Consider the following 12,774-nt stretch of genomic DNA (forward strand, 5'->3'; position numbering starts at 1 on the left):
CCCTCATGAGACGTGTTGTCGTCACTGGCCTCGGCATGGTGACGCCGCTCGGCTGCGGCGTCGAGCCCAGTTGGCGGCGGCTGATTGCGGGCGAGAGCGGTGCCAAGCGGGTCGACCGGTTCGACGTGGCCGATCTCGCCTGCCAGATCGCCTGCACCATTCCTCGGGGCGACGGCACCGACGGCACCTACAATCCCGACGATTGGATGGAGCCGAAGGAGCAGCGCAAGGTGGACGAGTTCATCGTCTTCGCCATGGCGGCCGCCTCCCAGGCGCTGGACGATGCCGGCTGGCATCCGGAAAGCTATGAGGACCAGACCAATACCGGCGTCCTGATCGGCTCCGGCATCGGCGGCATCGAGGGCATTGCGGAAGCCTCCCTCATCCTGCGCGATCGCGGCCCCCGCCGCATTTCCCCCTTCTTCATTCCCGGCCGCCTCATCAATCTGGCGGGCGGCTATGTGTCCATCGCCCACGGGCTCAAGGGCCCGAATCACGCGGTGGTCACCGCCTGCTCCACCGGCGCCCACGCCATCGGCGATGCCGGCCGCCTCATCGCACTCGGCGATGCGGACGTGATGGTGGCCGGCGGCACCGAATCGCCGGTCAATCGCCTTTCGCTGGCCGGCTTCGCCAGCTGCAAGGCGCTCTGCACCGCTTTCAATGACGACCCCGCCCGCGGCTCGCGTCCCTATGACAAGGACCGGGACGGCTTCGTCATGGGCGAAGGCGCAGGCATCGTGGTGCTGGAAGAGTACGAGCACGCCAAGGCGCGCGGCGCCAAGATCTATGCCGAGCTGGTGGGCTATGGCCTGTCCGGCGACGCCTTCCACATCACCGCCCCTTCGCCCGACGGCGATGGCGCCTATCGCTGCATGGCGGCGGCGCTGAAGCGGGCCGGCATGACCCCGTCCGACATCGATTACATCAACGCCCACGGCACCTCGACCATGGCGGATGAGATCGAGCTGAAGGCCGTGGAGCGGTTGCTGGGCAATGCGGCGGCCAATGTGTCGATGTCCTCGACCAAGTCGTCCATCGGCCATCTCTTGGGCGCGGCCGGTGCGGTGGAGGCCATCTTCTCCATCCTCGCCATCCGCGACCAGGTGGCGCCTGCGACGCTGAACCTGGAAAATCCGTCGGTGGACACCCCCATCGACCTGGTGCCCCAGAAGGCCCGCCCCCGGAAGATCGACACCGTGCTGTCCAACTCCTTCGGCTTTGGCGGCACCAATGCGTCGCTGATCTTCCGCCGCGCAGACGCCTGAGGCTTTCCGGCGGCCTTCGGGCCGCCGGCTCCCGCCCGGCTGGGACGGCAAGGTCCCACAAAATGCACCCGATCGGTGCGGACGTCGCATTTCCGTCCAGATGAGCGCTATCCCCTTGCGGGCGCCGCCGCGAGGGAAGGTGCCGAACCGGGCGGTCTCGCCTTCCCCTTGGGAATGCGCAGCCGGACCGACGGTCCGCGAGGCCGCTCATGGGCGGCACCGGCGCGCGCAGCGAGAGTGATGGGAGACGTCCGCGATGGCCACCAACGACCCGAACGCCCCCACCCCGCAGGATGGCGCCCCATCTCCCGGCGCGCCGGCGGACCACACGCCCATCATTCCCGCCCGGACCGATACCACCCCAGAGCCCGCGTCCGAGCCGGCTTCGCGTGTATCGGAGCCGGCCTCGGGCTCTCCCCTTCCACCCAACCCGGCACCCGCCGCGCCGGAAGACGTGGCCGCCCGCCCCGCATCCGCCGAGGACAGGCCGGCGCCGCCCCCTCCCCCGCCGGCCCCTCCCCGCAAGGCGCCCCGTGGACGCAAGTCGGTGAAATCCAAGCCCGTCGATCCCAAGAAGCGCCCCTCCCGCAGCGCCCGCCATCCGGCCGTGGTCATCGGCAGCGGGGTCTTTACCTTCCTGCTGTTCCTGGCGGTGGGCGGTGGCCTTGCCGCCTGGTACGGCCAGATGAAATACTCCGCCCCCGGCCCGCTGACGGCGGAGAAGACCGTGCTCATCCCGCGCGGCTCGGGCGGACGCGACATCGCCGAGATCCTGGAGCGGGAAGGCGTTGTGGACAATTGGGCGCTGTTCGTCGCCAGCCAGCAAATCACGCGGCGCGGCGAAGTTCTGAAAGCGGGCGAATATGTCTTCCCGCCCCACGTCTCCATCGCCGAGGTGCTCGACCAGATGGTGGCCGGCAAGGTGGTGCAGCATCAGGTGACCATTCCCGAGGGCCTGACCTCCCTGCAGGTGGTGGACCGCCTGATGGCCAATGATCTTCTTTCCGGCACGCCGCGCATGCCGCAGGAAGGCACGCTCCTCCCCGAAACCTATAATGTGGTGCGCGGCATGCGGCGGGACGAGCTCATCGCGCGCATGACGGCGGATCAGCAAAAGGTGGTGAAAGAGTTGTGGGAGAAGCGCGCGCCTGATCTGCCCCTCAAGTCGCCCCAGGACATGGTCATCCTCGCCTCCATCGTGGAGAAGGAGACCGGCAAGCCCGAGGAGCGGCCACGGGTGGCGGCAGTGTTCATCAACCGGCTGAACCGGAAGATGCGGCTTCAGTCCGACCCCACCATCATCTATGGCATCGTCGGCGGCAAGGGCACGCTGGGGCGCCCCATCTCCAAGACCGATATCACCACGGCGACCCCCTACAACACCTATGCCATTGACGGCCTGCCCCCCGGCCCCATCGCCAATCCCGGCCGTGAGGCGCTGGCGGCGGTGGCCAATCCCGCCAAGAGCAAGGACCTCTATTTCGTCGCCGACGGCACGGGCGGCCACGTCTTCGCCGAGACGCTCGACCAGCACAACCGCAACGTCGCCCGCTGGCGGGAGATCGAGGCGGATGCCCGCCAGCGCGCCAGCCAGGGCGGCAATGGAACCGCGCCGGGCACCGGAACCGGCACCGCCCCCGCCACCCCGGCGCAGCGCGCCCCCGCCTCCGCCAACTGAACCAAGACGCAAGGCCGAACGCCGGGGAGACCTGAGGCCTCGCGTGCTCAGACTTCCCGTTGGGCCAGCCGGCGGTGATGGGAGGCCAAGTTCGCCCACCCCCGCACACAAGGCTTTTGCGCGCGCAGACCCAAACCGTCTTCCCCAAAGGCATGGACCTGCTCTAGATGCAGTAGCGGCCGCATCCGAGGGTGAGGTCCTCATCACGTTTCATGAGGCGCATTGAGCCCGCCTCCAGAGGAGCGGACGGCCAGAGGCCGCCGGATCACGCCCATGTCCCTTCACAGCATGACCGGCTTCGCCCGCGCCCAAGGCACCACCGGACCCTGGCGTTGGAGCTGGGAGGTGCGCTCCGTCAATGCCAAGGGGCTGGACGTGCGCCTGCGCCTGCCCTCCGGCTTCGAGGAGCTGGAAGCGGGCGCGCGCGCCGCGGCCACGCGAGGCCTCTCCCGGGGCTCGGTCTCCGCCACCTTCACCTTGAGCCGGGAAGGCGACCAGGTGTCGGTTTCGGTGAATGAGGCCGCGCTCCAGGCTCTCATCACCGCCACCCGCGCCGCCGCCGAGCGCTTCTCCCTGCCGCCTGCGAGCCTTGATTCCCTGCTGGCGGTGAAGGGCATCGTGGAGGTGAGCGAGGCGGACAGCGTGGACGAGGACCGCCCCGCCATCACCGTCGCCGCCCTCGCGGGCTTCGAGACTGCGCTAGCGGACCTGAAAATCATGCGCGAGCGGGAAGGCGGCGCGCTGCGCACGGTTCTTCGCGAACGGCTTGATGGCATTTCCGCCCTCGTGGACGACGCCGAGGCCCTGCCGGAGCGGCGCATCGAGGCCATCCGCGCCCGCCTCGCCGAACAGGTGCGCGCCCTCCTCGACACCGGCGCGCCGCTCGATGGGGAGCGCCTGCACCAGGAAGCCGCGCTGCTGGCCGCCAAGGCGGACGTGCGGGAGGAATTGGACCGCCTGCGCGCCCATGTCTCGGCCGCCCGCGAATTGCTGACGGCCGGCGGCCCGGTGGGTCGTCGGCTGGATTTCCTCGCGCAGGAGTTCAATCGCGAGAGCAACACCTTGTGCTCCAAGTCGAACGGGGTGGCCCTCACCCAGATCGGGCTTGACCTGAAGCTCCTGGTGGATCAGTTCCGCGAGCAGATCCAGAACATCGAGTGACCCGGTTTCTGCCATGGCCAACCCGACCCCGTCCCACTTCTCTCTGCCCGGCTGGAAACCCGGCTCCAAGTCCGGCCTTGCCCGGCGCGGCCTGATGCTGGTCCTGTCCTCGCCCTCCGGGGCCGGCAAGACCACGCTCTCCCGCAAGCTGCTGGCGCAGGACGACCGCATCACCATGTCGGTCTCCGTCACCACCCGCCCGGCGCGCCCCGGCGAGGTGAACGGCAAGGACTATTTCTTCGTCGACGTGCCCACCTTCCAGCGCATGCGGGACGAGGGCGAGTTGCTGGAGCACGCCATCGTGTTCGGCAATCTCTACGGCACCCCCCGCCGGGCGGTGGAGGATGCGCTCTCGGCGGGACGGGACGTGCTGTTCGACATTGACTGGCAGGGCACCCAGCAACTGGACCAGAGCGCCCAGCAGGATCTGGTGAAGGTTTTCCTGCTGCCGCCCTCCGCCGCGGATTTGGAAAAGCGCCTGCGCACCCGCGCCCAGGACAGCGACGAGGTGGTGCACCAGCGCATGTCCAAGGCCTCCGACGAGATCAGCCACTTCACCGAATATGACTACATCCTCATCAACCAGGATGTGGATGACAGCCTGGCCAAGCTCGTCTCCATCCTCCAGGCGGAGCGCCTGAAGCGCCGGCGCCTCACCGGCCTTGCGGACTTCGTGAAGGGCCTGCGCGACGCGCTCTGAGACCGGCTCTTGGAGCGCGATCCGATCAGATTGAATCAATCTGATCGGTAAATCGCCCTCTAACCCATTGATAGAGAATGCGTGATCCGATCAGATGGCGATGCCATCTGATCGGCGCATGCTCTAGTGGAAAAGGCTCTATCCGCCACACCCGGCCGGCAGGTCGGGCAGGATGCGGGCGCGCACTGTCTGGAGTGGGCAGAAGGCTTCACCCGGGCAGTCCGGCAAGGGCACGGAGACGGCGTGGACGCTGGCCGGGTCCAGCGCCCGCATGCCCTGCAGCTCGGCATACCAGATGCGCAAGGACAGGCTATCGGCGCCCGTCTCCGGGTCCCGCCAGCGCTCCAGCGCGAAGGCGGTGGCAGGCGCGGTCTTGTCGGGTTGGCCGGGCAGGCTCCAGTCCACGCCGAAGATGCCGGCCATGTTGGACAGATTGTCGTCATGGCCGGCAAAGGCCAGCAGCTTTAGACCCGCGCCGACGGCGGGGGCGGTGGCGCGCGGCTGGCCCGACAGGGTTTCCAGCATCACGCGGGCCATGCCTGCCCCCTGGACGCGGGCCACGACGGGCATCTGGCGGGCGAACCAGACGGCGCGGTCCCGCGCCGCCAGCACGGGCTTGAGGGCGGCCGGGCTCGCCGCCTGGCCCCAGGCCACATCCTCCGCCGGCAAGCCCTGCGCATATTGCAGGAGGAAGATCTCGGCGCTTGCCGCCGCAATGGCGAGGGGACCGCTGAGCCTTATGCTCTTGTCGGAGACCTGGAGGCGACTCGCCTCCGGATCGAGCGGCGGCCCCTGCGGCCTGAGGATAGCGCTCACATCCGCAATGGCGCGGGCCGAGGCCGGATCCACCAGCGGGCCGCTTGCTTTCACGGCGCGCGACAGCTCCGCCGGATCATAGCGGCAGGCCTTGCCCACGCGCCGGAACAGGGGATCGCGCGCGCCGTCCGGCAGATGGGTGACGTCCGCATTGCAGCCGGGAGCGAAGCTCTGTGCCATCATGCGGCCGCTGCGGCGGGTGCGCTCGTCGCGCGCGTCCGACCACACCAGGACGGCTTGGCCCGGGCATCCCTGCGCGGCCAGGAGGCCCGCCTGCACATAATGGTTGCGCATGGCGGTGGCGATGAGGGCGACCACCTGCGCGCCCTTGTCGGTGAGTTCACCGGCCCCCACGGGCCAGGACGGCCAGGCGCGCGTCGTCCAGCGCGCCAGGATGTCCGCCGACTGGGTGGGCGCGCGCACACCGTGCCGTTGCACCAGCACCACCTGTTCCAGCACCGGCGCGGCGGAAGCGGGCAAGGCGCCCCCCAGCAACGCCATGGCGAGCAGGCCGGCCCGCAGACGCCAGCGCCCCGCAGCTTCCCACGTCCCGGCCATGGCCCTGTTTCCCCGCAAGATGTCTCAGGCGGCCACTATGCTCTTTGCCCTCAGGGACGCCAAGGCATTGGCCAGCGCGACGAAACCGGCGACATCGATCTCCTCGGCGCGCGCGGTCTCTTCCGCACCGGCCCGCTCCAGCAGCGCGGCGGTGTCGACGCCCAGCGACTTCAGGCTCTGGCGGAGCATCTTGCGGCGCTGACCAAAGGCAGCCTGGGTCACCTGCTCCAGGTCGGAGAGGCGGCACGGCAGCGGATCTTCGCGCGGCACCAGATGGACCACGGAAGAGGTCACCTTGGGCGGCGGCACGAAGGCGGAGGGGGCCACATCGAACAGAATCTTCGCCTGCGTCCGCCAGCCGGCGAGCACGGCGAGGCGCCCATAGGCCTTGCTTCCGGGCGTCGCCACGATGCGCTCGGCCACCTCGCGCTGGAACATCAAGGTGAGCGAAGAGAACCAGGGCGGCCAGGGATCGGTGGAGAGCCAGCCCACCAGAAGCAAGGTCGCCACATTATAGGGCAGGTTCGCCACCACACGGGCTGGCCCCTCGCCCAGCAGGGGGAGCACGTCGACCTTCAGGGCGTCGCCCTCGATCACTTGGAGGCGCCCGGGATAGGCCTCCTGCACTTCGGCGAGCGCCGCGATGCAGCGCCGGTCGCGCTCCACGGCCACCACACGGGCGGCGCCGAGCGCCAGGAGCGCACGCGTGAGTCCGCCCGGGCCCGGCCCCACCTCGACCACGCAGGCGCCCTCCAGCGGACCGGACCCCCGGGCGATGCGCGCGGTGAGATTGAGGTCCAAAAGGAAGTTTTGGCCCAGCGACTTCTGCGCCGACAGTTCGTGCCGACGGATGACGTCCCTCAGCGGCGGCAAGGTGTCGATGGCGCTCATGCGGCCGCTCCCAAGCCGGCCCGGCGATCCGCCGCCGCCAGCCGGCCGGCGAGCGCGATGGCCGCCATGAGGCTTGAAGGATTGGCCCGCCCCGTGCCCGCCAGGTCGAAGGCGGTGCCGTGGTCGGGCGAGGTGCGCACGAAGGGGAGGCCGAGGGTCACGTTCACCCCGTCATGGAAGGCCAGGGTCTTGGCGGGAATGAGCACCTGGTCGTGATAGGGGCCGATGACCGCGTCATAGGTGGCACGGGCCTCCTCATGGAACAGCGTGTCTGCTGGAAGGGGGCCGCGGATATCGATGCCCTCCCCCCGCAGGTCCTCCACGGCGGGGCGCAGCACGTCTTCATCCTCGCGCCCGAGGGTGCCATCCTCTCCCGCATGGGGATTGAGGCCCGCCAGCACCAGACGGGGACGGGACAGGTCGAAGCGGCGGATCATGTCGCGGGCGAGGATGCGGCCGGTGCGCACGATGAGCGCGCGCGTGACCAGCCGGGGCACGTCCTTCAGCGGCACATGAATGGTGGCGGGCACGACCGCGAGGCGCGGCGACCAGATCATCATCACCGGATGCGGCGCCGTGCCATCGGGCGCAGCGCAGCGGGCAGCGAGATATTCCGTGTGGCCGGGAAAGGGAAAGCCCGCCGCATAGACCACGGACTTGGCGAGCGGGGCGGTGACGAGGCCGCTGGCGCGCCCCGCCTGCACATGGTCTACCGCCACATCAAGGCTGGTCACCACGGCGGCGGCGCTGGTGGCGTCGGGCCGTCCGGGCGCAGCCGTGGCGCGCGGCCCTGCAGGTGCTACCGGCAATGCCGTATGGAACGTTGCAGCCGCCGCGCCGATCTCCACCTCCCGGATCGGCACGTCGAGCCCGAGCAGGCGCGCCCGGGCCGCGAGCAAGGCAGGATCGCCCACGGCGCAAAAAGGCGGGGTCGCCGCCGTGCGGCGCGCCCAGGCCATGAGGGTGATGTCGGGCCCGATGCCCGCCGGCTCGCCGAGCGAAAGCGCCAGGGCGGGAGCGGAATCGGAGGGCATCAGCGGTACACGATGAGCGCGGACTTGCGCAGCTGCTCCATCAGCTTCTTGGATTCCATCTGGAACTGGCTGGAGGCCAGCTCCTCCTTGATCTCCCGCTTGGTGGAGACCTCCCCCTTCACCTCGGTCTTGCCGCACACGGCGAAGATCTCCACGCCGGACTGGGTGACCTCAGGGGGCGTCAGCCGGCCCACATCGGTCTTGTCCAGCACCTGGCGCAACTGGGGCGGCATCTCGTTGGAAAGGCGGAACACCGGCGAGCGCACCACCACTTCCCGCATGCCCTTGACGGTTTCAAGGCCGGCATCGCAGCCATTGAAGCGGGCCTTGAGGGCGTTGGCTTCCGAGAGGCGGGCGCCATAGGCGTTGGAATTGCGCGGCACCACGAAGATGATGGGGTAGAGCTTATATTCCGTGGCGACCATCTGCACGTTGCCGCGCTGCTGAACGGCGGCGACCACGTCCTGGTCGCGCACATTCACCGTCGGCGCGCGGGCGCGCACATATTGCTGCCAGACATTGTCCGCCTTCAGCTTTTCCTTGAAGGAGGCGGGGTCGATGCCAGCCTGCGAGAAGCCCTGGGCCAGTTGCTGCGGGGTCCGCCCGCTGCGCTCGGCCACACTGTTGAAGATGCGGTCCACGTCCTCATCGTCGAGCTTGATGCCGATCTTGGCCGCCTGCTGGATCTTGATCTTCTGGTCGATCAGCTCTTCCAGCGTCTGCTTCTGGCCGGGGGACTTGCCCTCGATCATCTGGTGGAGCTTGGCCCGTTGCGCCACGTCGACAGTGGTGATGGGCTGGCCATTCACCATGACGAGGATCTGCTGGGCGGAGGCCGGCATGCCGAAGGCCGCCAACGCCACCACCAGCCCGAAGGCAAACGCGACGGTGCGGCTGGCAAAAGCGGAGCTGTTCGGTCGGGGAAACATCATCGGCAGTGGGATCGCACAGGCTGGTTGCGGATGATGGGCATGGCACGATCCTCCACGCCCTCGATCACATTAGATGGCCCGCCCCTGTGGCGGCAATGGGGCCGAGCGGCCCCAAGGGCGGCATCGGCCTTCAATTGCTGCCGACGCCGGCCGACACCTTGGTCTGCCCCAGGGTCCGCAAGCCGATCGTGAGCATCACCGTGTTGGATGGCGAGCCGTTGGGGCCGTTCACCGTATAATTGGAGATGTAGCTCAAGGCCATGGTGAAGCAGTCGTCAGCATAGTTCAGGCCGACAGAGACGAGGTCGAAGGCCGCCTGGGCGATATTGTAGCGCACGCCGCCGCCTACGGACCATTCGTCCGTCAGCTTGTAGGACGCGGTCGTATAGACGCCCTCGCGCTCATAATAATAGCCGAGCAGCGGCTGGGGCGCATATTGGCCATAGACCGCCGAGAACGACACCCGGTCGAAGGACGTGCGCCCTTCCACCTCGAAGCGCTGCATGGAGAAGTTGGCCTGGTCGAACCGGAAGCGGGAGATGAATTCCAGGTTCTGGGTCGGCGAATAGGAGAAGCGGGCCACATAATCGGAGACGTCGGTTTCAAGCCCCGATTCCAGGCCGGTATTGGCCATGTCGCCGTTCGCGTAGGAATTCTTGCCGAACAGGTGGTAGGACTGGCCGACGAGCGCGGTCACAAGGCCCGCCTTGTTGATGGCGGCCGTATAGGTGATGCCCACATTCAGGCGGCCGCCGCCTTCCACCCGGTCCCAGCCGGAATATTTGTCCACCTCGAACAGGTTGCTGTCGTCGAATACGAGGCTCTGCGCATCCTCGTTGGGCAGCTTGCCGATGGCGGTCTCGTTGGGACGGATCACGATCTGGGCGCGCGGCTCGATGGTCTGCACGCCCCAATTCTCCACCGAGATGAAGGGGTAGCGATAGTCGAGGCCGATCACCGGCATGGCGCGGATGATGCTCTCCTCGCCGGACTGGAGCGGGTTCTGGCCCGGCAGGGTAATGCCGCTCGTATAGTTGGAGGGCAGCGCGCTGATGTTGGAATGGGCAAGATCCACCCGGGCGCTGGCGAACGGCGTCCAGATCTGACCCGCCTGGTCGGTGATGGACCTCTTCCAGTAGAGTTCCGCGGACAGGCGCTGATAGTCGCCCGGCGCGCCGCGCAGCAGGCACTGTGTCGGGTTCGGATTGGTCAGGGCGCAGGAGCCCGCCGGAATGCCGACGCCGCCATTGGCATAGGAGGTGGCCGAGGACATGCCGATGAAATCGGCCTCGTTGCGGGAGATGGAGTTGAAGTTGACCTTCACCCCCGCCTCTCCGCCCCAGATCGGATTGCCAAACACGTAATTGTAGTTAAACGTGCCCACAACCGGGATCTGGTCCTGGTTGTCGGTGACCGAGAGACCGAGGAAATAGAGGCCGCGCAGGTCGAAGAAGCTGCGGTCGCCCTGCCCGGTCAAATAGACCTGGGAGATCGCCTCGGTGGGCGTGGCGGTGACCAAGCCCATCGGGTCGGTATAGCCGGCGAGCTTATAGTCGTTGATGAAGGTGCGGTCAGAGGCCAGCGTGCCGTCCCAGCCCCACTTCCAGAAGTCGTTGATGACGAACTCGCCGGCGCTCTGCACCACGCCGCGGCTGTCGCGATAGCCTGGCAGGCCGGCAAAGGCGTCCTTGTCCTGCTGCATGATGCCGGCGGCGCGAATGTTGTAGCTGCCATTCATCAGGCGCTGGCGCCACTCGCCCTGCATCAGCAGGCCCTGCTGGGAATAATAGACCGGGGTCAGCGTCAGGTCGCGGTCCGGCGCGATGTTCCAGAAGAAGGGGATGCCGACGCCGAAGCCCAGTTCCGAGGAATTGGCGAAGACGGGCGTCAGGAAGCCGGTCTTGCGCTTCACCGTCGGATCGGGGCTGGAGAAATAGGGGAAATACGCGATCGGCAGGCCGAAGAATTCGAGCGTGGCATCCTTGTAGTAGATCATCTGCTCATCCTGGTTATGGATGATGCGCTGCGCCTTGACCTGCCACAGGACCGGCTTTTCCGGCTTGTCCTTGCACGGCTCGCAGGCCGTGTAGACACCGTTCTGGAACACGGTGATGTTGCCCTCCAGGCGATCGGCCCGGGTGGCGGCGAAATGGGTCTTGTCGGGCGAATCCACCCGCAGGGAATCGATGAAGCCTTCCTTGAAGTTCTCGGTCAGCTGAAGCCGGTCCGCATTGACGACCTGTCCGTTCTTTTCCTTCAGCCGGACATTGCCTTCCGCGATCACCAGGTTCTTGGCGCGGTCATAGGTGACGCGCTTCGCCTCCAGGGAGGAGCCGTCATAATAGAGCTGCACGCTGCCGACGGCGCTGATGGTGTTCTTCTCATAGTCGTAGACCAGCTCGTCGGCGGTCACGAGCATCTTCTTGTTGGGGTCGGAATGGTCGATGCCCTTGCCGGCCAGGAGGCTGCTGGCCGACGACTGCGCTGCTGCGCCGCACACATGCCCAAGAGAGAGCAGGAGCGCGCAGAAAAGAACCCAGGCGAAAGTGCGCGCCGAAGGCAAGCCGCCTCCGGCCGCGCGCCGGAGGCGGCGCACGGGGGTCACTTCACGATCCTCGGCGGGAGCAATCCCGACGGTCATCCGTCCTCCCGGTGCAACAAGACCAAAACCCCAAGAACAATCCCAGCCACCGCCGGAAACCAAGCTGCGGCAACGGGATGGATCACACCTGCCTCTCCAAGATCTTCCGCGAGCTTGGTGCCAAGATAAAGCAGAAACCCGGCAGCCACGCCACCGAGAATCGTCTGTCCCACACCGCCGAACCGGAACACCCTTAATCCAACCACAGCGGCGATCAGCACCATTGCAATGAGCAGAAATGGCCGCGCCAAAAGACTCTGGAAGTGCAGCCGGTACCGCTGTGCCCCAAAGCCCGCCTGCTCGGCGGCAGCGATCGCGTCGGGAAGTTGCCAAAAGGACACGGTGTCCGGGGAGGTCAGCGCCTCCTGAATCTCGTTCGGATCCAGATTCGTCGCCACGAGGAAGGTCTCGAAGGACTGCTGGTCGAATCCAGGGATGAGCACCCGCGCGTCATGCAACTCCCAGTAGCCGCGCTGCAGGGTGGCGGACTTTGCCTCGATGCGCTGCACAACGCGGTCGCGCTTGTCGAACTCGAACGCGGTCACGCCGATCAGCTCGCGCCCGCCATGCTGGGTGGTGGCCGCCTGGATGATGGCCTGCCCGTCCAGGCTCTGCTGGCGGATCCAGAAGGCGCCGCGGCCGGAGGGCAGCACGCCGCCGGACGAGGAGTTGAAGATGTCCCCCTCGATCCGGTTCGCCCGCTCCTTGAAGTCCGCCGACACCGGGTTGAACACACCGGTGGAAAAGGCGCCCAGCAGGAAGGCCACCAGCACCGCCGGAAAGATGAACTGCCAGGCCGAGAGCCCCACCGCCCGCGCCACCACCAGTTCCAGCTTGCGCGAGAGGGTAACAAAGGCCGCGATGCCGCCGAACAGCACCGCGAAGGGCAGCAATTGCTCGGTGAAGGCCGGGGTGCGGTAGATGGTGAGCATGGCCACCACGCCGGTGGTCACCGTGTCGCGGTCCGCCGTGCGGCGGGTCATCTCCAGGAAGTCCACCAGCATGATGAGGGCGACGCAGGAGACGAAGATCAGCACCACGGCCGAAAAGAAGCGCTTGGCGAAATAGAAGCCGAGGGTTGGTCCGATCATCGGA

10 protein-coding genes are annotated in these 12,774 nt (G+C 67.4%); 4 read left to right on the top strand and 6 right to left on the bottom strand.

What is annotated here, in order from left to right:
- Positions 1–5 precede the first annotated feature (5 nt).
- From fabF to gmk, 4 genes are all read left to right on the top strand, one after another.
- Complete coding sequence (fabF, locus tag J5J86_RS04380) at positions 6–1,268, top strand: beta-ketoacyl-ACP synthase II (protein ID WP_209103672.1); 1,263 nt, start codon at positions 6–8, stop codon at positions 1,266–1,268.
- Between the two features lie 256 nt (positions 1,269–1,524).
- Positions 1,525–2,946: an endolytic transglycosylase MltG gene (gene mltG, locus J5J86_RS04385; protein WP_209103673.1), complete on the top strand. Its 1,422-nt coding sequence runs from the start codon at positions 1,525–1,527 to the stop codon at positions 2,944–2,946.
- A gap of 273 nt (positions 2,947–3,219) precedes the next feature.
- Entirely contained in the window at positions 3,220–4,107 is an 888-nt protein-coding gene (locus J5J86_RS04390; RefSeq protein WP_209103674.1) for a YicC/YloC family endoribonuclease, read from the top strand.
- 13 nt (positions 4,108–4,120) lie between these two features.
- Positions 4,121–4,807: a guanylate kinase gene (gmk, locus tag J5J86_RS04395; RefSeq protein WP_209103675.1), complete on the top strand. Its 687-nt coding sequence runs from the start codon at positions 4,121–4,123 to the stop codon at positions 4,805–4,807.
- Between the two features lie 138 nt (positions 4,808–4,945).
- Here the strand turns inward: gmk and J5J86_RS04400 are convergent, their stop codons facing one another.
- The 6 genes from J5J86_RS04400 to lptG all read right to left on the bottom strand — a co-directional run bounded on the left by J5J86_RS04400 (position 4,946) and on the right by lptG (position 12,770).
- On the bottom strand, positions 4,946–6,181 hold the full coding sequence (locus J5J86_RS04400) for a histidine-type phosphatase (RefSeq protein ID WP_209103676.1): 1,236 nt from the start codon (positions 6,179–6,181) through the stop codon (positions 4,946–4,948).
- Between the two features lie 24 nt (positions 6,182–6,205).
- On the bottom strand, positions 6,206–7,072 hold the full coding sequence (rsmA, locus tag J5J86_RS04405; RefSeq protein WP_209103677.1) for a 16S rRNA (adenine(1518)-N(6)/adenine(1519)-N(6))-dimethyltransferase RsmA: 867 nt from the start codon (positions 7,070–7,072) through the stop codon (positions 6,206–6,208).
- Positions 7,069–8,106, bottom strand: a complete 1,038-nt coding sequence (gene pdxA / locus J5J86_RS04410; RefSeq protein WP_209103678.1) for a 4-hydroxythreonine-4-phosphate dehydrogenase PdxA — start codon at positions 8,104–8,106, stop codon at positions 7,069–7,071. The genes rsmA and pdxA overlap by 4 nt, the downstream gene beginning before the upstream one ends.
- Positions 8,106–9,038: a peptidylprolyl isomerase gene (locus J5J86_RS04415; RefSeq protein ID WP_247658029.1), complete on the bottom strand. Its 933-nt coding sequence runs from the start codon at positions 9,036–9,038 to the stop codon at positions 8,106–8,108. The genes pdxA and J5J86_RS04415 overlap by 1 nt, the downstream gene beginning before the upstream one ends.
- A gap of 130 nt (positions 9,039–9,168) precedes the next feature.
- Positions 9,169–11,679, bottom strand: coding sequence for an LPS-assembly protein LptD (locus J5J86_RS04420; RefSeq protein WP_209103679.1), 2,511 nt, complete (start codon positions 11,677–11,679; stop codon positions 9,169–9,171).
- Positions 11,676–12,770, bottom strand: a complete 1,095-nt coding sequence (gene lptG / locus J5J86_RS04425; protein WP_209103680.1) for an LPS export ABC transporter permease LptG — start codon at positions 12,768–12,770, stop codon at positions 11,676–11,678. Before lptG ends, J5J86_RS04420 begins: the two co-directional genes overlap by 4 nt.
- Positions 12,771–12,774: the final 4 nt, after the last annotated feature.

This window comes from Aquabacter sp. L1I39, assembly GCF_017742835.1.
GTDB lineage: Bacteria > Pseudomonadota > Alphaproteobacteria > Rhizobiales > Xanthobacteraceae > L1I39.

Bases quoted from the DNA above. Each gene is read 5' to 3' on its own strand.
- fabF (WP_209103672.1), top strand. From the start codon at position 6: ATGAGACGTGTTGTCGTCACTGGCCTCGGCATGGTGACGCCGCTCGGC.
- mltG (WP_209103673.1), top strand. From the start codon at position 1,525: ATGGCCACCAACGACCCGAACGCCCCCACCCCGCAGGATGGCGCCCCA.
- J5J86_RS04390 (WP_209103674.1), top strand. From the start codon at position 3,220: ATGTCCCTTCACAGCATGACCGGCTTCGCCCGCGCCCAAGGCACCACC.
- gmk (WP_209103675.1), top strand. From the start codon at position 4,121: ATGGCCAACCCGACCCCGTCCCACTTCTCTCTGCCCGGCTGGAAACCC.
- J5J86_RS04400 (WP_209103676.1), bottom strand. From the start codon at position 6,181: ATGGCCGGGACGTGGGAAGCTGCGGGGCGCTGGCGTCTGCGGGCCGGC.
- rsmA (WP_209103677.1), bottom strand. From the start codon at position 7,072: ATGAGCGCCATCGACACCTTGCCGCCGCTGAGGGACGTCATCCGTCGG.
- pdxA (WP_209103678.1), bottom strand. From the start codon at position 8,106: ATGCCCTCCGATTCCGCTCCCGCCCTGGCGCTTTCGCTCGGCGAGCCG.
- J5J86_RS04415 (WP_247658029.1), bottom strand. From the start codon at position 9,038: ATGATGTTTCCCCGACCGAACAGCTCCGCTTTTGCCAGCCGCACCGTC.
- J5J86_RS04420 (WP_209103679.1), bottom strand. From the start codon at position 11,679: ATGACCGTCGGGATTGCTCCCGCCGAGGATCGTGAAGTGACCCCCGTG.
- lptG (WP_209103680.1), bottom strand. From the start codon at position 12,770: ATGATCGGACCAACCCTCGGCTTCTATTTCGCCAAGCGCTTCTTTTCG.